We start from the raw sequence: 19,523 nt of genomic DNA, 5'->3' as shown, positions 1-19,523 counted from the left end.
CTTTAACTTACAAAGCTAATTAAATGACCATACTCGGCCAACACTTTTCTATACTTATTAACATTAACGCCTTGAAGTAGCATAGAATTTTCGATGTCCAATCTTTCAGCTAATACCTTTATTGAAAAGTCTAGGCCAAGCCCTTTCTTAACCCCCAAAACTTCAGATGACTTAGCCTTGACTTTGGAAATAGACACAATATTTCCTATATCCGGATCATAGTCAGAATCCTCTCCTTCAATAATATTCTCGACCAAGCTTTCCATAGCGTGATATATTTCAGCATCGTCAATAAACGGATCGCCAGAATCTATAAAATAGAACTCACTCGAACCGACTTTTGGAATCAGGATCAAACCTCCTCCAGAGTCATCTCCTACTAGAACATGATCAGGAAAATTCATATTTATCTGGTAAGTTTCGTTACGCTCTGCTATGTGCGCAGTTGAATATATCAGCACACGGTCATTAAGCATTGCGCCATCGTGAACCTTCCAAAACTCAACGAGCCAACCACTCTTATCAATATTCAACTGACCACAAGCGACGGTAATATTATCGTCTGAAGCAGGCGGATTCGTTTCAGTATACGCAATCACTCGAAGGCTCCTAATGAGTCAAAATATTTATACGACCTGCTTGCAACTTTTTTCGCGGCATCAGGACTTACTCCCGCGTCCAACAGCTCCCTGTATGCTACTCCAAATTCATTTTTGATTGACCCTCCAAACCCACCAGCTCTACGCCTAACTGCTTGGAGCGCCGATACAGTAGCATGTGACTCTCCTGATGAGCTTTTCAACAAAATCGCCGGAGCCTTATTAGTACTGTAACCAGCTATATTCTTTTTCGCCCAAGCATCCTGAATAAAGTGGTGAGATTGAACTCGCTGATCATCAAATACATTTTTGTGACCGCTTGCGCGGTTGACGCCTGGCGACAAATTACCATGAGTGTCTACGTCCCCGGTCTTGTATCCGCCGGGGCGATTGCATACCCAGCCCCAAGGATCAACCCACCCATTAGTATTCGGAGCGTAAGCGTAAAGATTATCCCCACCCAACAACCCAATCGGATCCTGGGTAATAAACCGTCCCACCTCCGGGTCGTAGTATCGGAACGTGTTGTAGTGCAGCCCCGTTTCGTCGTCAAAGTACTGGCCTTGGAAACGCAGATTCTGCTCAACCTCACTGACGGCAAGTGTCTCAACTTCCCCCCATGACTTGTGCGTCGCCTGCCAAACAATCTGACCGTCGACATCCGTCATCTCAAGCGGCGTGCCGATCTGGTCGGTATGGAAGTAGTAAAGCTTCTGCTCTGCCTCACCTTCGTTTTGATCGACCCGTGCTAGCGGGGCGTAGCTACCTGGCTCGTAGATGTAGAGGCTGCTCTGTCCCGCCGACTCCTCGCGTAACATCCGCAGGCCTTGCCAGAGGAATTGCTTGTGGTCGATTCGCCCTTGAATCTCAGACGTCTTTCCAACCCGCCGACCTAGGCTGTCATACCGATACGTGCCGACGCTGTGCGTCTGGCTGTTGACCATTGTCTCCGCGCGAACAAGCCGGTTTTCGCAGTCGTAGGTAAACGTCTGCAGCTTGCCCAGCCCTACCCGCTTCTCAATCAGGTTGCCCCAAGCGTCATAGGTATATTCCTGGTCGCGCCATTGCTTGATTCGGTTGTCTTTGACCTGATCGAATTGGCTGGTGTTGAAGTTCAGCCGGTTGGCCGCAGCGTCATATCTGAACTCTTCGCTATCCACCAGTCGCCCAGTGTCCCGACTGTGCAGTTGGCCGTTGGCTTCATATTCGTACTTGATCTCGCCACGCAGCTTGTCGAGCGTGCGGGTCAGCTCTCCCGCCGGGTCGTATTCATAGCGCCGATGAATCGGGTTGTACGCATGATTGACCAGCAACGAGGTATTGATGCCTGGGTTCTGGATCTGCGACAGCTTCTCAGCAGGCAACGTCGACGCAAACTGCCAACTCTTCCGGCCCATCGCGTCGTAACCAAAGCAACTGGTGAGTTTGCCCTGAGACCGATAAACCTCCCGATGCAGGTCATCGCGCTCCATGTCGCTGATCAGCATTCCATCGAGGTTCAGCTGATGCAGGTGGCCGCTGCCGTAGTACAAGTGATTCAGGTGCTGGCCAGTCGGCAACGTCAGCGTGGTCAGGTTGCTTAGCGGATCGTACTCGTAGGCCAGCGCGCCTTGTGGCGTGGTCTCTTTGATCAGGCGACCCAACAGGTCATAACTGAAGTCGAGTGTCTCTTCCTCAACGCCCAGTTTCTTGCCAATACTCGAAGGCTGGCGGTGGATGCTGAGCAACCGGTCTGCTTCGTCATAACCGTAATCCTGCCGCGCATCCTGACTGACCTTGGCCAGCAGCCGCCCAATCACATCACGCTCAAATTCCGTGCTGCGTTGCGGCCGCTCTGCCCTGTCCCCGTAGCCGATTTCCTCAACCCGCGTCAGATGCCCGCCCAGGTTGTAGTTGAATCTGCGCGTCAGATTGTCGATTCGTTTCTCTTCGATCAGCCGATCCGAGGCATCGTAGGCAAAGCGATAAGCCGCGTTGTTTTCGTTGACGAGGGCAGTCAGGCGAATCGCCTTGTCGTACTCGTAGCTGATGCGCTGGCCCTTGGCGTCCTGGCGGCTGGCAGGCAGTCCGCGCGCAGTACGCAGCAGACGCGTAATCTGGCCCTTGCCATCAGTGTGCGTCAGGACCTGGCCAAGTGCGTTGTAGGTAAACCTCTCGGCTGTGCCATCGGGGTGCTCGATGCGCACCACTTCACCGTCGGGTTTGCGCTCAAGTCTTGTCGTCTGATTCAGCGCGTCGGTGACTGCGACCAGATGGGACCGATCATCGTAGGTGTAGAAGGTGTTTTTGCCCGAGCAATCCTGAAAGCGCTCAACCTGCGCCAGCTCGTTCCACCACAGGTATTTGGATTTGTATGTGGCGTCGATGATGGTGTGCGGCAAGCCGTCGTCGCTGTTGAGGTACTCCGTCTTGTGGCCGAGTGCATCAACTTCAGCGATAAGGTTGCCTTTATCGTCGTATCGGGCTTTCCAGACGCTGCCGTCAGGATAAGTCGCTTCGGTCACCAACCTCGTACCAAGGTGGTGTTTGTAGCGGATCTTGCGGCCCAGCGGATCGGTCTCTTCGATCAGGCGGGAGAAGTCGTCGTACTTGAAGGCCAGCTTATTGCCATCAGGTAGCGTGATGCCGGTCAGGTTACTGGCTTCGTCCAGGTCCATGGCGAACCGTTCACCGCCATAATCGCGGCTGGCGATGACAAGGCGATCCTCGTTGTAATGCACTTCAAGCTCACGGCCGAGGACGTCTACCGCCCAAGAAGTTCTGTTCTTGAAGTCGTAGCGGAAATGAAAGTGCTCGCCATCGCTAGTCCAGTGCTCGACCACCCGCGGCTGACCGTCGATAATTTCCCAGCGGTAATTGCAGCTCAAGCCCAGGGCATTGCTGTGGCTGATCATCACGCCTTCGGCATAACTGAAGCGGCGCATCGTATCGCCGTTGCGGTTGATCACTTCGCTCAACTGGCCGTCGTCGCTGTAGCGATACTGAACGAGGGTTTCGACGGCTTCATTGCCCACTACGCGCTTGACGTCGGTTAGGCGGCCAAGCGGATCGTCACGGTGCAGGTGCAGGTGCACGCCGCCAATCTTGCTGATATTGGCGGGCGTGCCGTAAGGAGTGTTATAAAAACTGCTAGTGGCTGAGACAAGGCTGGTAGCCGTCATGCCAACTAACCTTTTGAAAAGAATGCAACAAGTAACAAATCTGTCTAACCGCCACACCCCGAGTACTAGTTAAATTTATTCAAAACTCTTTTGGCTTTGAAGGAAAAAGCGTCCACCGGAAGCACTCTCAGGCTTCTCAACGAAAACTAAAATTCACCGCCATCATTGATCCATAATCTTCTTTAAACCTTCAGAAAGGCGTTTGATGTTATTCACATCCCCACCCTTATCCAGATAGGAGAACCAGCCGGGGATGACTTTCTTGAAGAGCTCAACGCAATCTGGCTTAGCATCATTTTTTTTCAAAATGAAATCCAGATCCAAACTACCGTCCGCTTTAAAGGGATCGACAGAAATAAGATCATTTTTTTTTAAAAACTCTAACAGCACAGTAAGCTTCAGCACTATCCGCTCTTGATACTCCTTGCTTTTATTCCGACTATACAGCATGGGAACACTACACAAGGTAAAATTTAGATCTTCCACAATAACTCCCCTATTTGGCTCGGATGACTGTTGACACATCGGTGACTTCGATCAGCTTCTTCGTCCCAGGCTCCCGCACAAATAACCCACCCGCGTCGCGAATTCTTTCCTCCTTAAGGAGTTGTCCAGTCTTATCTGCCGTGAGGCTGGTGATTTCTTTTGCGGTGCCGGTACCATCCGCATTTTTAATGACAAAATCGACTCGCCTTCCCTCACCAGTTAAAGGATCTTTAACGATTTTACCCTCGGCGTTGCGCAAGTACCTTTCGCTCAGAACATTCCGCTTGCCATATCGTTTCACGAACAGAGCCTTTGCCCTATTCTCACGCGCAGTCCCGGCCACTTTGTTAGGGATGCAGTTCCAACCCCACGGGTCGATCCAACCAAGCGGGCTGGGGGCGTACTGATAAAGATTATACCCACCCAACAATCCAATCGGATCCTGCGTAATGAACCGCCCAATTTCCGGATCGTAGTACCTAAACGTGTTGTAGTGCAGCCCCGTCTCATCGTCGAAGTACTGACCCTGGAACCGCAGGTTCTGCTCAACCTCGCTCACCGCAAGCGTTTCGACTTCACCCCACGCCTTGTACGTCGCCTGCCAAACGATCTGGCCGTCGACATCCGTCATCTCAAGCGGCGTGCCGATCTGGTCGGTATGGAAGTAGTAAAGCTTCTGCTCTGCCTCACCTTCGTTTTGATCGACCCGTGCTAGCGGGGCGTAGCTACCTGGCTCGTAGATGTAGAGGCTGCTCTGTCCCGCCGACTCCTCGCGTAACATCCGCAGGCCTTGCCAGAGGAATTGCTTGTGGTCGATTCGCCCTTGAATCTCAGACGTCTTTCCAACCCGCCGACCTAGGCTGTCATACCGATACGTGCCGACGCTGTGCGTCTGGCTGTTGACCATTGTCTCCGCGCGAACAAGCCGGTTTTCGCAGTCGTAGGTAAACGTCTGCAGCTTGCCCAGCCCTACCCGCTTCTCAATCAGGTTGCCCCAAGCGTCATAGGTATATTCCTGGTCGCGCCATTGCTTGATTCGGTTGTCTTTGACCTGATCGAATTGGCTGGTGTTGAAGTTCAGCCGGTTGGCCGCAGCGTCATATCTGAACTCTTCGCTATCCACCAGTCGCCCAGTGTCCCGACTGTGCAGTTGGCCGTTGGCTTCATATTCGTACTTGATCTCGCCACGCAGCTTGTCGAGCGTGCGGGTCAGCTCTCCCGCCGGGTCGTATTCATAGCGCCGATGAATCGGGTTGTACGCATGATTGACCAGCAACGAGGTATTGATGCCTGGGTTCTGGATCTGCGACAGCTTCTCAGCAGGCAACGTCGACGCAAACTGCCAACTCTTCCGGCCCATCGCGTCGTAACCAAAGCAACTGGTGAGTTTGCCCTGAGACCGATAAACCTCCCGATGCAGGTCATCGCGCTCCATGTCGCTGATCAGCATTCCATCGAGGTTCAGCTGATGCAGGTGGCCGCTGCCGTAGTACAAGTGATTCAGGTGCTGGCCAGTCGGCAACGTCAGCGTGGTCAGGTTGCTTAGCGGATCGTACTCGTAGGCCAGCGCGCCTTGTGGCGTGGTCTCTTTGATCAGGCGACCCAACAGGTCATAACTGAAGTCGAGTGTCTCTTCCTCAACGCCCAGTTTCTTGCCAATACTCGAAGGCTGGCGGTGGATGCTGAGCAACCGGTCTGCTTCGTCATAACCGTAATCCTGCCGCGCATCCTGACTGACCTTGGCCAGCAGCCGCCCAATCACATCACGCTCAAATTCCGTGCTGCGTTGCGGCCGCTCTGCCCTGTCCCCGTAGCCGATTTCCTCAACCCGCGTCAGATGCCCGCCCAGGTTGTAGTTGAATCTGCGCGTCAGATTGTCGATTCGTTTCTCTTCGATCAGCCGATCCGAGGCATCGTAGGCAAAGCGATAAGCCGCGTTGTTTTCGTTGACGAGGGCAGTCAGGCGAATCGCCTTGTCGTACTCGTAGCTGATGCGCTGGCCCTTGGCGTCCTGGCGGCTGGCAGGCAGTCCGCGCGCAGTACGCAGCAGACGCGTAATCTGGCCCTTGCCATCAGTGTGCGTCAGGACCTGGCCAAGTGCGTTGTAGGTAAACCTCTCGGCTGTGCCATCGGGGTGCTCGATGCGCACCACTTCACCGTCGGGTTTGCGCTCAAGTCTTGTCGTCTGATTCAGCGCGTCGGTGACTGCGACCAGATGGGACCGATCATCGTAGGTGTAGAAGGTGTTTTTGCCCGAGCAATCCTGAAAGCGCTCAACCTGCGCCAGCTCGTTCCACCACAGGTATTTGGATTTGTATGTGGCGTCGATGATGGTGTGCGGCAAGCCGTCGTCGCTGTTGAGGTACTCCGTCTTGTGGCCGAGTGCATCAACTTCAGCGATAAGGTTGCCTTTATCGTCGTATCGGGCTTTCCAGACGCTGCCGTCAGGATAAGTCGCTTCGGTCACCAACCTCGTACCAAGGTGGTGTTTGTAGCGGATCTTGCGGCCCAGCGGATCGGTCTCTTCGATCAGGCGGGAGAAGTCGTCGTACTTGAAGGCCAGCTTATTGCCATCAGGTAGCGTGATGCCGGTCAGGTTACTGGCTTCGTCCAGGTCCATGGCGAACCGTTCACCGCCATAATCGCGGCTGGCGATGACAAGGCGATCCTCGTTGTAATGCACTTCAAGCTCACGGCCGAGGACGTCTACCGCCCAAGAAGTTCTGTTCTTGAAGTCGTAGCGGAAATGAAAGTGCTCGCCATCGCTAGTCCAGTGCTCGACCACCCGCGGCTGACCGTCGATAATTTCCCAGCGGTAATTGCAGCTCAAGCCCAGGGCATTGCTGTGGCTGATCATCACGCCTTCGGCATAACTGAAGCGGCGCATCGTATCGCCGTTGCGGTTGATCACTTCGCTCAACTGGCCGTCGTCGCTGTAGCGATACTGAACGAGGGTTTCGACGGCTTCATTGCCCACTACGCGCTTGACGTCAGTCAGGCGGCCCAAAGGATTGTCGTAGTGCAAATGCACCCGCACGCCGCCGGGGGCGCTGATGTCGGTAAGCGTACCGTCGGCGGTTCGGGAGAAATGCAGGTAATGCCCGAGTGCATTTTCCAGACGATGCAAGGGTACGGAAGTATTGTCGTCCGGCACTTCGCCGAAGTAGAAGAAGGTGTTATCAAGGGTTTGCAGGAGGTAGTGACCGCCGGGCGATCGGACCAGATAAATCTGTTCGTAGGCGTTGTAGACACTTTCGCCAGGCTGGATGTCGACAAAGGGCACGCTGCGGCCCTGGTTGTCGGTGAGGTAAACAAAGCTGCCACTGCGGCGCAGGCTTTGCTCCCAGGGCAGCACCCAACCTCGTCCCAGAACGCTTTCAACCGCAAGATCGCTAGCATAGAAGCGGGACCACTCAATCGGCATCAGCCCTGGCAACACAAAATCAGTTTCGCCTGACTCAAACAGTAATTTTCGACCGCTGGTGAGGTCCACCGGATTGCCGGTCGCAGCACCTAGTGCGCCTCCAATCGCTGGCCCGGCGATGAAGCGACCGACCAGGTAAGTACCCGTCACCCAGCCCATAAATTTTAAAGCACAAGGGCCAGCAGCTTTCAGCCCCTTGGTCAGACCGAGGCGGAAAACATTACCCATTGCCCGCCACCCGCCCGCTGCAATGATCGCTATGTCGACACCAAAGCGCAGCTCGTCAGATATTTCCTCATCCACATCAAGATAACGCGTGGTGCCGCCGCCGATAAAGACGTTGTTTGACCCGGTTGCGATTCTCGCATCGCAGGTCACCTTATCGCCTTTACGCGAAGCCGCGACATTATTGATGAACACGTTACTGGAACCTTCAGCGACTTTCACTGGAGGCGGATGCTTGTCGCAGGTGGCCATGCTCAGTATGGCATGAGCGGCATTGCGGCTATTGATATACACATCTGTTGAACAACCTGCCAACAGGATGCCCCCGGCAGGAGATGTTCGCGAAGATCCCCACGCTTCTCCGAGAGCAGGCACTACGCCGGACCCCACCGAAAGTACGCCTATCAGGAGGATGGTGCCGAGGCCTAACGTGCAGGTCATCAACGCGCCAGCGGCAACTGCCATCGCGATCCCAATGACCGCACCCGCCAAGAAACCGCCCAAAGCCCCGGTATGTTCTATTCCGTCCCCCCAACGCGCCGCTTCGAACATGGGTTATTCCTGTTCGGTGTTGGTTGAGGCAACAATGCCCTCACGCGGCTGAAAGCTCGTAAGGAGCTTCAGCCAGTTTTCATCCTGCACAGCGCTGAAGTCGGCCTGGCTGGTCGTGGAAAAAACAAGAATGCGCCTTGGCTGAATCTCGAACGCTGCCTGCCGCTGGTACACCGGCCGACCATCGTTCATGTAATAGGCATCGACCTGAATTCCGGCAAATGTCTGGCCGGTGGATAGTTCCGCCGCCTTCTTGCCCAGTAAGGTGTAACCGCGCAACTTCGATGTGATGAGCTTGATCTGGCGGCTGATGTAAGCGTTCAGATCTTCGGCTGGAAGCATGTTGTCACGGCCGACCGTGATGTTCAGCGGAGCGGGAACGCTGTTACCGACCACGAACATATTGACAGTGCGGTCCTGAACGCCTTCCGGCAATGTGATCGATCCTTCTTGAAGCTGATAGTCCATTGAGGTGTGTCCGTAAAATTATAAAGAAGGGATTCAGAAAGCCGCGATGTTCTCGAGCATTTCGTCGAACTCGATCAGCCAGCTCGCCAGCGCGGCATGTTCTGGATTGATCACAGTCGACACGCTAAACCACTGGCGCTCGTTATCGTGGGCAGGCGCGATGATGGCGCTGGTTGCACGACCGTGGCGGCGCTCCTCCCCTGCCATGAACGCATAATCCAGCGAAACCGCCGGGCTGCCCGCCAACAGGCAGTCGCTCTGGCGCACAACGGTGACATCGCCATGATGCTTGCGCAGGTTGTCCACGTAGAGCTCGGCGGAGCGCTGCAGTGTCAGCCCCTCCGGCGCCGGGCGACGCTTCGCGCTGAACGTGACAGGTTGGCCCTCTCTGTCGAGGGTCATGTCAAGGTCGCGAAACGTCAGCGCGTGAGGCATCAGCAACGCCAAGCCGGCGATCTTCAATTCGTTGCGCGAAGGTTGCAGCGGTACCACCGCTGCGGGTTCAGGCTCTATGACGATCGCTGGAGCACTGGCCGCCTCCTCCGCCTGCTGCCGGGCCAGTGCCTCGGCGGCCAGGCGCTTTTCCGAGATGCGGTCGTACATGCTGGTTCTGGTGCTGGGAATCGACGAATTTCTCATTTGTTGATATCGACCCGTTTGCCGTGAATGAAGGTGTCATTCTTGCCAAAAATATCGACCGAATTGCTCGTGATCTCGATACGGCCATCCATGATTTTGATGCTGCTCTCACCGACCGTGAGGACGATTTCGGTGTTGGCAGTGATATGAACGAACTGTTTGTCGACCTCAATCGCCAACGAACCCTCTAGAACCTTCATCCGGGTGTCGTTCTTGATCGTTTCGGTGTGGGTGCCGCCTACGGTGATGGTCCTGTTATTCCCCACCTCGTGCTTTTCATCCACCTCAATCTCGGTGTCCAAGTTGCGTTCGGCGTGCATATGGATCTGCTCGGCGCCGGACTTATCCTCAAAGCGGAAGAAGTTCGCCGTGGCCGCACTGCCCTTGGTCGAGCGCGTAAGAAAACCACTCTGGGTCTTGTTCGCCGGCAACGACCACGGCGGGGTGTTCTTGCTGTTGTAGACGCTGCCCATGATCAACGGGCGGTCCGGATTGCCGTCCAGGAAAACCACGACAACTTCATCGCCCACGCGCGGGATCTGGATGCTGCCGAAGCCACCGCTGGCACCGGACTGGGCAACGCGGACCCAGCACGAACTGTGGTCGTTGTATTTGCCGTTGCGGTCCCAGTGGAACTGGACTTTCACGCGGCCGAGTTCGTCGGTGAAGATTTCTTCGCCCGGCGGGCCGACGATGATGGCGGTCTGTGGCCCGGCGATAGTCGGGCGTGGCGTGGACAGTTGCGGGCGGAAGGGAATCTTTTTGCGCACGCAGGAGAAGGTGTTGTAGTAGCCCGCCTGATGGCCGTTCAAGTAGTTGTTGTGGCCTTCGCTTTCGACGCCCATTAGCAGGAACTGGCGATCGTCGGCGGAGCCCTGATCGTGGTCGTAGTGCTGCACCAGCTCGAAGGTGAAGCCGGGCTTCATCGCACGGCAATTGCTCGCGCCTTCGAACTTTTTGCCGCGGATTTCCAGGGCTTCCATGCGCAGACGCAACAGCGTTTCGCCCTCGTCGTAGGTGCCGTGGGTGTACTGGCCGGGGAAGTCGTAGATCTCGAAGGTCTCGACGTCGCCCTGCTTGTTCAGGCTGTTCATCCCGACGGGCAGACGGTTGTTGGGCTGACGGTAGTCGAAGGTCTGCACGGCCATTTTGCCCGCCTGCAACTGGCGGTTGCCGCTCCACTGAGTGATGGAGTCTGCGGTCTCGGTGACGGACGCGGTATGGAAACGGATCTGCGGTTGTTCCGGCAGCGGCTGCAGCATGCTGGAGTCGTCGCAGATGATCATGGTGTGGCCTTCGGCGGTGTGCTCGAAGTAGTAAAACATCCCTTCTTCCTCAAGCAAACGCTGGACGAAGTTGAAGTCGGTTTCACGGTATTGGGTGATGTAGGTGTAGCGCTTTTGCGGCTTGGTCAGGCGGAATTCATGGCGGGAGAACGCCGGGCAAAGGGCGAACACCTGGGTCACCACTTCCTCGACGGTATTGCCCTGAAAGATCCGCGTGTCGAAGCGGTTTTTCAGCATCGAGAACCAGGGGTTGAGCGTCGCGGTGTAGCGGGCCATGCCGCCATCGCTGCCGGTGCTGGCGAAGCGCGTGAGGTAACCGGCGATGTAGCGCGGCGTGCTGTCGGCCAGTTCGATTTCGATGGTGACCAACTGCCCCATCATCGACTTGAGCTCGACGCCGGAGTCTTCGCAGATAAGCAGCAGCTCGAAGCTGTACGCCTGGGACAGCGCTTCCCGACCTTTGAAGGTTTCGAGCAGCAGTTGCTGTTCCGGGTTGGCGAGGTTATTGAACTTGAACAGGCGCCGGTTCTGGGGCGAGAGCAACGCGGCAAGGTCCATCATCATGAAAATCTCCTGGATGGCACGGGGTAGAACGCTACCGCCATGCTCAGCAACAACAGGTTACGAGCCGACAAGGGGGCCGGAGCCCTTGTTGCATCGTCGCTATCGGATGGATGACGCGCCATGGGGCGGGTTCGTCATCGGCCGTGGGGTCATTCCTACAATCACGTAGGACCCGAGCTACAGACGCTTCGTTAAAGCATTCCTCGCAAGCAACAACGGCTGGGCCGCAGGCACATGTGCACCCGTCCAACGACGCCGTTGAGTCAGGCGCTGAAAACTCGATTGCTGAACACTGCGACCGCTTCGTGATTCGAAAGTGCTACCAGGCACTGTAAATCCGCGTACGACATCACAGTCTCAGAATCGTTACAGATGTTTCACAGCGGCAAAGGAGACACTTATGCGCCTCCCGCTGTCAACCCGGTGAATCGATTTTGCGAAACGTCGCGCAGCATGGTGGATCCCATTTGAAATTTCCCAATCGGTGGCTGAATATCTCGGAATGCTCGCAATCATGGGCGCTTGCTTGGGGTTATAGGCGTGAGACGGGTAAGTGCAGGTGTTCTGCCATCATTGCCGGGTGTAAAAAACCTGAGAAAAATGCGCGTCGCTGGAAATTAAATCGTACTTTAGCGGTCGATAGCGGACTTGACGACTCCTGCTGGCAACGTGCTAGCTACCACGGTCAGCCGCAACCGACACGCTCATTCGAGACGCTGTACAGCGCTCCCCCTCAAGGACTGTGATGTGTAAATGGACCTTTTAGCCAACGTACCCAGCTGGGATGACATCGAGCGAAACCTGGACCACAAATTCAGCGCGCTGAACAAAAGCATTGATCAGGGTCTCCAGAGCGCCAATGACGGTTGGGACGGTATGAGCCGCCGAGTCAGCAACGGCGTCAGCCAGGCTTACGGCTATATGGGCGGCGATCGGATTGATCACGTCCGGCAGGCCATGGCCCTCTCCTACCCGATCATGCAGTCCGACCTCACCCGCAAGTGGGCGTCGATCAACATCAATGAAATCTTGCCGGTGCTGATCAAGCTGGTGCAAGAAGTGGTGATGATCCTTGGGGGCAGTGTCGCGGTAGGCGGCGCCATTGGCGGCGCTGCAGGCGTCTGGGCTTTTGGTATTGGTGTGGCACCCGGGGCGGCGGCTGGAGCGGGGATCGGCCTGCAAGTGGGCAACTTGATTCTCTTGGCACTGGGTCTGTCGGCCATTGCGGAATATTTCTACAAGGGCCTGCCCGCCTGTTTGTCCACATTGCAGGAAGGGCTAGCCACCGCCTGGCACGCCGAAGATGGTCTGAAGCCCGCAGGCCTTGACCCGACTGGCGGTTCGGCTGCGCAGGTCCAGGAACGCACTGAACGCGCCGCTCGGCAGTTGGCTCGCGGGCAAGAGCAACTGGTGATGCTGTTGCTGACCGCCATCGTGACTTATCTTACGCGCGGGCAGATGAAGGCCGGCGTGACGAACAGTCTGGAGAGCATCGCTACTCGCAGCGCCAAGCTACAGGCCGACATTTCAAACAAGGAATTTGCGGCGTGGTTAGCGCGCAATGAACAGAAGATTCTGGCTCAGCCGGAATTGCAGCCGAAAGATGTGACGCCCTTGAAAAAGGCGGAGCCTGAAGCACCTCCGGAGGGACGCGGTGAGCGGAGTGCTACTCCTAAGATAGAGATGTTTAAAAAGGGATGGACTGCAGAGGATGTTCTGGCGATACCGAAAGGATCGAGGCCTGATCCTTCAGTCTATCTGACGCCTGAATACATGGAGTATCACCTTGCGCAGTTTAAGAACGGCGCTTCGCGTGTGATGCCAGTGCGTAACTTTGAAAAATACGGAATAGGTCAAACAGACGGAACTTCATTCATTATGCCTCACCATGAAGTGGACGAAATCTTCGCGAAGGCTGCGGGTGACAAAAGAATTCTGGAACAAAAACTCGGTCTTCCTGAAGGGTTCCTAGAGAAGGAGAAGATCGTACGTATTGATATCCCGACTCCTAAGGAGCTAGGCCTGCGTATTCCATCCGGTAATGAAGCGGGGGCTAACGAATTCTGGCTTCCGGGAGGGAAATTACCAGATGGTAACCTTGAAGCCATTATTGATGCCGGTAAGATATCCCGGGATCGATTGATAACAACTCCAATACCGTAGAGGACATTATGGAATTTAGAGACATCTACTTTAACCGCGAGGAACGCTTCTCCTTGGGAATTGAGGAAACGTCCGGAAAGTTCTACGCTTCATTCCCTGTCAGAAATGACATGATTGAGTATGAGGAATATTACGAAATTAGCCGTGCGCAGTTTGACTTGTTTCAAACGGACCTCAATGCCGCTCTGGCCTTCGTCAACCGATGCCGCCGCAGAGAGCTAGACGAATTGTTGATTCAGAAGCCTGGCAGTAGAAGAGGGTCAGCTATCTAACTCAGGGAATTTATCCCCGGATATTCCGGCCGCTGCTGGGACCGAAAACGTCCAGCAGCGAGGCCGAGCCGCCCAAGTTGTTGCGTGACTCACCACCACTGGAGGTGAGCGGCAGTCAGCAAAATGCAAACATGACGCCAACAAGGAACGTTAATTTGACACACATAAACCGACGCTTGCTCGCCTCCGCGATGATGCTCTTGTGCATCACACCGACGTACGCTCAGGACAGTGAACAAGCGCTAGAAGCCGTTATTGCCGAGCAACAGAAACAGCTTCCCATCATGCTCGACCCTATAACCCGCATCGACAACATCAGCCACACCAATCACAACGTGCTCTACAAAATCACGCTTTACGGCTATGAAAATCGTCCAGGTGAGCGGGTGTACTACGAGAGCTACCTGGCTCAGCAGATCCCAAAGGCACTGTGCAGTCAGACGGCCTATTTGCTCCTGCTTGGGCTGGGCAACAAGATCACTTACAGCTACTCAAGCAGCCAGGCCGAGCCAATCACTGAAGTGACCTTCGGACCAGAGACTTGCCGAAAACATGTAGGCGGTGATCCATCGTGATCATCTGGGGTTGAAGCGACAGCATCAGGACCTCCGAAGTGACGAATATCGTTCCGATAAGCGCAATCATGACCCGCATGTCTACGTTACTGCGCGTCGGGAATAAATACGAATGGGCTGAGCGTCTTGATCAATATCGAGCAGCTCTACCCCACGGCTATGACTTTGCCCTCTCACAAATCATAGGACTGTATGGAGGAATGGGGTCCCTGACTGACATCGTTTTGTACTGCGACGGCCAGCCCTTGATCGACGAGAACAATGAGTTTGCCAAATTGCGCACCCGGCTATATGAGCTCTGCATACAACACTAACTGTCTCTGAACCCCATTGCTCCACTAGCTAGAAAAAGCACCATCCACCCCGCCCCGCGCCCAAGCCCGCCCATACATCCCAAAGATAAGGACGTAAACACTCATGCAACCAAACAACTTCCACACTTCTTCCGACACCGGCGAGCTGATCGCGACGTTCCGCCAAGGCAAGGCCTTTTTAATTTTCGGCCTGATATTGGCCGTTGTATTTTTGGGCCTCGCCGCGTTCGTCTTTTATCTGAGCACGATTGTGCCGATGGGCCATAACGGCCCGGTCACGCTTCACACCTCCCGAGGTATGAACCTAAATTTCGCCAGCCAGGATGTCGTATTTAGTTTCACGACCGGCTTGTTGGCCCTTATCGGTCTATGCCTGTTGGGTACCACCGCTTGGCACAAGAAGCTGCGTAAAACCGACTACGACGTTTTTGAAAACGGTATCGTGCGGATCACTAAAGACCAGCGCGTCTACACGGCGTTTGCCGAGATAGAGGACCTGTACCTGTTTAGCTCCGGGCAAACTGTATTGACCGGCCTGATCACAAACCTGGCCTATCGTCGTAATGCCTCAGAGCCCTTTCATCGAGTGGTCGATACCTTGAAAGGCTTCCAGGCATTTCAGGAACTGGTCCGTGACTTACACGTCCGCGCACGCCTGCCGGCTTTGGCCGAAGCGCTGGAGGCGGGCCAGTCGGTCACCTTTAACTGCATCAGTTCAAAGCAGGTCTGGGGCAAGCGAGTAACGGGCAACTTCCTTAAAGTGACAACGGCGCCAATTCTTGTGAGCCGGGACTTTTTCGAGTACCAGGGCAACAAAGTGCCTATGTCGTCGTTGCGCACAGTGGATCTAGGCACTTGGACCGAAAACGTGGTGATCAAGGACGAAAACGGCAAGCCCGTATTGTCGACCATCGCCACCGGCATCCTGAGCCATGACCTGTTGCTCAACACGCTCGATGTCTTATTGGCGGTTGAAGAGCAGGAACGCGAGCCAGCGTCTAATGTCTTCGAGATGAACATCCAACGATGATCTATCGCGGCGCAGGCTGGATGACGTTGTTCACACCACTAGCCATGGTGCTGTTAATGATTTGGTTATGGCCGGGTCCGAGCGTGAAGCCCGGCAATACATCGCTTACGCACCTCTTGATTGGGGTGGGTATCGGTTCAGCCATCAACGTTGTGCTGGGCTTTGTGTTGAATCGCGAGCTTCACCCCGATGGCGTTCGCCACCACTTCTTTTTTATACCGATGCAATGGCCGGCGCTGTTGATCATGCTGGCCTGCGCAGTGATCGCCTTGTTGAAATAAGCTCACCGACCGCTCGGCAAGGGCGGTCGGGTTTCGACTTGTTCAAGGCTTACACGGTAAGTGGTGTAAGTGTCCCCGTCTTTCAGGTAAAGGTCGCTGCTGTAATCCGAGATGGCTCCTTTCAGCTTGATATGCAGGCCGTTGGGGACACGTTGGATTTCCACGTCTTTCAAGTCGGTGTCCGAGACCAGGAAGGGCGGGGTCTTGCCCAAATACACCTTCATGGTTTCGTCAGTCGATTCACGATGATCCATGTAGAACTTTAGCCACTTGGGATCTGAACGGTCCCTCCCCTCCTCCACGATATAAAGCCACTCCCCTGGTATGAAGTTTTGCTTCAGGACTATTTGAGGAGGAAGCTCAGGTTTGTGGATGTAGCCATAGATAAGTGCCCCTCCGAGGCAGACCAGGAAGAAAATCGCGAAGTACTTTTTAAGCCTGAGCTTGAGAGCTTGCCATTCTGTTTTATTCATAGACTTCAACATTTGGCGTCAATGGTTGTCTTGATAAGCGCCCAGCGTGGCGCAATGGCGACATCTGAACAGGTAGGCGGTAGGGCCATGATCCTTATCCAGAGCATTGAAAAACGCTTGCCACTGCGGCCCCTCCTCCAATCCCGTTGAGTCCTGAACGGCGGCGATGGCTGCTGACCCCATTTCAAGCAATTCTGCACGGCCGGCCTTACCGATAAACTCAGCCGCGTCGACGCAGTGAGTGAACCAACATTCTTGCTGCCACCCACTGAAACCTGGCGTGCGCTGACAGACTTCGGCGATCTGCGCGTCGCTCAGCGTGTCTTCGCCATCCAGGCCAATGCTCTCGTCATCCACAAACGTCGCGCCCAGGCGCTGGTGCGCACTCCCGTCGGCGATGCACCAAGGGCAGATGCAGTTTTCGTATTCCTCAATGGCGTATACCGGCCCTGCGTAGATGTAGCCGCGGGCCTGATTGCAACTTACGCACGTGGCGGAAGAAGGTTGCACCGAACCGGTACCGACGGGATGGGGATGATAAATAAAATGGGGCAGTGTCATAAACGCATCCTTCGTCATTGGTTGATCGCATTCTTGCACGCTATTCGAATAGAGCCAAAAAATCCCTGGTAATGTCTAGCGAGACCTTCAGTTTTGAAGAGGCCCACGATGAATAAAAACAAACTCCAGGCATCCGCTCGTGAGCTACGGCGCGTGCTGGATAAGTATGCGGTCATTGACTCTGCCGCAGCGTCGCTGTCGGGTCAGCTCCAAGACCTTCTCGAGAGGGCCGAGCGATTCAGCATTCTTCAGGCGGTGGATATCGGAGATATCCCAGGGTACAAGCTGCTCTCGGAGACCGGGCTCCAGGGCTACGCTGATTTGTCCGAGGCGTACGCTGCGTTCTACATTGAGCTCACCGGCGGCGAATCCGAGGCTCTCAAAGCCTTCGAAGCGAGACGCGGCCAATAACAAGCACGAACGCCGGCCCTGAAATGGATGCGTGAACTCAGGTCTCAAAACGATTAGGCGCTGATGGGGGGTGGTTGGCTTGAGCCACGCCCGCCCTCCTCAACCGGCGCCCATCACCGGTATGCTGCCGACAGTTTTGGTCACGTGGGCTGGCGGCGCCCACTGGGTCATTTGGTCAGGAGCGGCAACATGAAAGCGATCAGCAAAAGACTTTCCGAAGTACTCGGCGCTCGTTGCGCACACCCAACTCCTCACCAGATTCACGAACCTCTGCCGGAGGGAGGCGTCATTGAGATTGACGAGCTATTGCTGGATCTCATAACCGATCTCGGCGGAGCCGTCGTCTTCACCCGAGGTGCACAACTGGCGACCCCGGCCGGGACTTACAGCCTTGACATCATCTATGGTCTATCAGCCGACGGACACAACATCGTCCACAGGAACGACATGTATTGCGGCCGTATCCCCGACAACACCTACACCTTCGGCGAAACGCCCACGGGCGACCAGTTTTGCATCGATAAGGCAACTGGGGCCGTTCATTACTGGGCACATGACGCAGCGGATGGTGACCGGGGATATGCTTTGATTTCGTCCAGTCTGGAAGACTTCCTCAACCGGTTAAAAGCAGAAGAGACAAGCGATGGGGAAGCGCTGGAAAAGAGCAAAAAGATTGTCAGCATCGATTTGTCCTTCTGAGGTATCACTCTTCAGAATGGGTCGCCGAGGTAACATGCTCAGCACATATTCAGCATCTGGCGCAGCGGCTCCACGATCAGCCGCCGCACATAGACGACGTCGCAAATCCATAGGTCCTTCAGCATGAAATTCATCGACACTTACGTAAACCGAGAAGAGAGATTCTCACTAGGCATCGAGGAAACCTCAGGCCAGTTCTTTGCATCCTTCCCTGTATTCAACGGCTTGATCGAGTACGAAGGATATTACGCAATAGATCAACAGATGTCCGAACGCTTCCACCACGATCTCCCTCAGCGCTTGAATTCGTCAACCGTTGCCGCCGGCGAGAGATGGACGAGTTGCTGCTTCAAGAGCCAGGATCAAAACGAGGCTTCGCTTGCTAGCAATGCGGCGAATCCAAAGTTCACCGCCTACAGCATTGGCGACCAGATTGCCCGCGGCTTGAAAATCCAGCTCCCCGACGGCCAGCCCCTGGAAAGCCTTCACCGCCCATCTCCCCAATCTCAGGAGTGAATTGATTGACGTCCACCGACCTGCAGCACCTCTACAACAAAGCCTGGCTGTTCGCCTCCCACGCCCACGTCGGGCAGATGATGAAGGGGTCAGATCTGCCGTACACCACCCATGTCGCGATGGTCGCCAACGAGCTGATTTTCGCGGACCGGGAAAGTGACATCGGTGATCTGGCCATCGCGATGCCCGCCGCGCTGCTGCACGACGTGATCGAGGACACCGCGATCTCGGAGGAGGCATTGGCTGAAGTGTTCGGCGCCGTTGTCGCATCGACTGTCGCCTGCCTGAGCAAGAACCTGATCGTGCCGTTCTCGGACGAGCGCTATTTCCAGGCGATCGCCGCGCATTCCCGGGAAGCGGCAGCGATCAAGTTATGCGACCGGATCACCAATCTCCAATCCGCGCCATCGACGTGGTCGCTGGAAAAGCGCGCGTCCTATCACGAGGAATCTGCGCAGATCCTGGCAGCGCTTGGGCATACCAATGACTATTTGAAGCGCCGACTCACCGATGCCATGGCGCGCTACAAATCCTGGTACGTCGATGAGCAGCGGGACATCTGAAGACCTCTACGTGAGCAAGGTGAAGCGCCACTCCGGTCACTCCCACAAGTTTTCCGAAACTGGCCAACATATCGGATCAGCCCACCATGCCGTGGGAGCGAGCTTGCTCGCGAATGGTATTCCAGCCGACGGATATCTGCTGAACGCACCGGCCTCTTCACACCCTGAGGTCATCCGTCAATCTGCAGCCAGCTCAGCCAAGCGCTCTGACAAAGGCGATCCGTGCCTGCTCAAGGCTTTCAAATAGATCTGCTCCTCATA

The 19,523-nt window shown here is 55.2% G+C and carries 18 protein-coding genes and 1 pseudogene; 10 read left to right on the top strand and 9 right to left on the bottom strand.

The window, feature by feature from the left end; genetic code table 11:
* Positions 1-2 precede the first annotated feature (2 nt).
* The 7 genes and pseudogenes from ACYASU_RS17330 to ACYASU_RS17300 all read right to left on the bottom strand — a co-directional run bounded on the left by ACYASU_RS17330 (position 3) and on the right by ACYASU_RS17300 (position 11,404).
* A complete protein-coding gene (locus ACYASU_RS17330) occupies positions 3-599 on the bottom strand; it encodes an SMI1/KNR4 family protein (RefSeq protein ID WP_463583495.1) in 597 nt (198 codons plus the stop codon).
* A pseudogene (locus tag ACYASU_RS17325) lies at positions 596-3,724 on the bottom strand (RHS repeat-associated core domain-containing protein); the annotation flags it as partial. The gene ACYASU_RS17330 and the pseudogene ACYASU_RS17325, both read right to left, overlap by 4 nt.
* 198 nt (positions 3,725-3,922) lie before the next feature.
* Complete coding sequence (locus tag ACYASU_RS17320) at positions 3,923-4,165, bottom strand: hypothetical protein (RefSeq protein WP_463583494.1); 243 nt, start codon at positions 4,163-4,165, stop codon at positions 3,923-3,925.
* 91 nt (positions 4,166-4,256) lie between these two features.
* A complete protein-coding gene (locus ACYASU_RS17315; protein ID WP_463583493.1) occupies positions 4,257-8,447 on the bottom strand; it encodes an RHS repeat-associated core domain-containing protein in 4,191 nt (1,396 codons plus the stop codon).
* A gap of 3 nt (positions 8,448-8,450) precedes the next feature.
* On the bottom strand, positions 8,451-8,915 hold the full coding sequence (locus tag ACYASU_RS17310; protein WP_192173550.1) for a DcrB-related protein: 465 nt from the start codon (positions 8,913-8,915) through the stop codon (positions 8,451-8,453).
* A gap of 33 nt (positions 8,916-8,948) precedes the next feature.
* Positions 8,949-9,518 carry a hypothetical protein gene (locus ACYASU_RS17305; RefSeq protein ID WP_463583492.1) on the bottom strand — a complete coding sequence of 190 codons (570 nt, stop codon included), beginning with the start codon at positions 9,516-9,518 and terminating at the stop codon, positions 8,949-8,951.
* A gap of 32 nt (positions 9,519-9,550) precedes the next feature.
* Positions 9,551-11,404 carry a type VI secretion system Vgr family protein gene (locus ACYASU_RS17300; protein ID WP_463583491.1) on the bottom strand — a complete coding sequence of 618 codons (1,854 nt, stop codon included), beginning with the start codon at positions 11,402-11,404 and terminating at the stop codon, positions 9,551-9,553.
* A 753-nt stretch (positions 11,405-12,157) separates the two neighbouring features.
* On the opposite strand from ACYASU_RS17300, the gene ACYASU_RS17295 reads away from it, so the two are divergent.
* The 6 genes from ACYASU_RS17295 to ACYASU_RS17270 all read left to right on the top strand — a co-directional run bounded on the left by ACYASU_RS17295 (position 12,158) and on the right by ACYASU_RS17270 (position 16,039).
* Positions 12,158-13,567 carry a DUF6861 domain-containing protein gene (locus ACYASU_RS17295; protein ID WP_463583490.1) on the top strand — a complete coding sequence of 470 codons (1,410 nt, stop codon included), beginning with the start codon at positions 12,158-12,160 and terminating at the stop codon, positions 13,565-13,567.
* A gap of 8 nt (positions 13,568-13,575) precedes the next feature.
* Positions 13,576-13,839, top strand: a complete 264-nt coding sequence (locus ACYASU_RS17290) for a hypothetical protein (protein WP_463583489.1) — start codon at positions 13,576-13,578, stop codon at positions 13,837-13,839.
* A gap of 155 nt (positions 13,840-13,994) precedes the next feature.
* Positions 13,995-14,414 carry a hypothetical protein gene (locus tag ACYASU_RS17285; protein WP_463583488.1) on the top strand — a complete coding sequence of 140 codons (420 nt, stop codon included), beginning with the start codon at positions 13,995-13,997 and terminating at the stop codon, positions 14,412-14,414.
* Between the two features lie 68 nt (positions 14,415-14,482).
* On the top strand, positions 14,483-14,728 hold the full coding sequence (locus ACYASU_RS17280) for a DUF6966 domain-containing protein (RefSeq protein ID WP_463583520.1): 246 nt from the start codon (positions 14,483-14,485) through the stop codon (positions 14,726-14,728).
* Positions 14,729-14,831: 103 nt separating this feature from the next.
* Entirely contained in the window at positions 14,832-15,758 is a 927-nt protein-coding gene (locus ACYASU_RS17275; RefSeq protein WP_463583487.1) for a hypothetical protein, read from the top strand.
* Positions 15,755-16,039: a hypothetical protein gene (locus tag ACYASU_RS17270; protein ID WP_463583486.1), complete on the top strand. Its 285-nt coding sequence runs from the start codon at positions 15,755-15,757 to the stop codon at positions 16,037-16,039. The genes ACYASU_RS17275 and ACYASU_RS17270 overlap by 4 nt, the downstream gene beginning before the upstream one ends.
* Positions 16,040-16,041: 2 nt before the next feature.
* Here ACYASU_RS17270 and ACYASU_RS17265 read toward each other — a convergent pair whose 3' ends face one another.
* A complete protein-coding gene (locus tag ACYASU_RS17265; RefSeq protein ID WP_463583485.1) occupies positions 16,042-16,512 on the bottom strand; it encodes a hypothetical protein in 471 nt (156 codons plus the stop codon).
* Positions 16,513-16,530: 18 nt separating this feature from the next.
* Positions 16,531-17,073 carry a CbrC family protein gene (locus ACYASU_RS17260; RefSeq protein ID WP_463583484.1) on the bottom strand — a complete coding sequence of 181 codons (543 nt, stop codon included), beginning with the start codon at positions 17,071-17,073 and terminating at the stop codon, positions 16,531-16,533.
* A 108-nt stretch (positions 17,074-17,181) separates the two neighbouring features.
* Here ACYASU_RS17260 and ACYASU_RS17255 point away from each other — a divergent pair, with 108 nt between their 5' ends.
* The 4 genes from ACYASU_RS17255 to ACYASU_RS17240 all read left to right on the top strand — a co-directional run bounded on the left by ACYASU_RS17255 (position 17,182) and on the right by ACYASU_RS17240 (position 19,262).
* The gene (locus ACYASU_RS17255; protein WP_463583483.1) at positions 17,182-17,484 is read left to right on the top strand and encodes a hypothetical protein; all 303 of its coding nucleotides are present in this window, start codon (positions 17,182-17,184) and stop codon (positions 17,482-17,484) included.
* Positions 17,485-17,673: 189 nt separating this feature from the next.
* Positions 17,674-18,183, top strand: a complete 510-nt coding sequence (locus ACYASU_RS17250; protein WP_463583482.1) for an SMI1/KNR4 family protein — start codon at positions 17,674-17,676, stop codon at positions 18,181-18,183.
* A gap of 123 nt (positions 18,184-18,306) precedes the next feature.
* Complete coding sequence (locus ACYASU_RS17245) at positions 18,307-18,699, top strand: hypothetical protein (RefSeq protein WP_463583481.1); 393 nt, start codon at positions 18,307-18,309, stop codon at positions 18,697-18,699.
* Between the two features lie 5 nt (positions 18,700-18,704).
* Positions 18,705-19,262 carry an HD domain-containing protein gene (locus ACYASU_RS17240; RefSeq protein ID WP_463583480.1) on the top strand — a complete coding sequence of 186 codons (558 nt, stop codon included), beginning with the start codon at positions 18,705-18,707 and terminating at the stop codon, positions 19,260-19,262.
* Positions 19,263-19,523: the final 261 nt, after the last annotated feature.

The organism is Pseudomonas sp. HP_12, assembly GCF_055283955.1.
The sequence above is the reverse complement of the archived record's forward strand: the minus strand, read 5'-3'. Positions and strand labels throughout refer to the sequence as shown.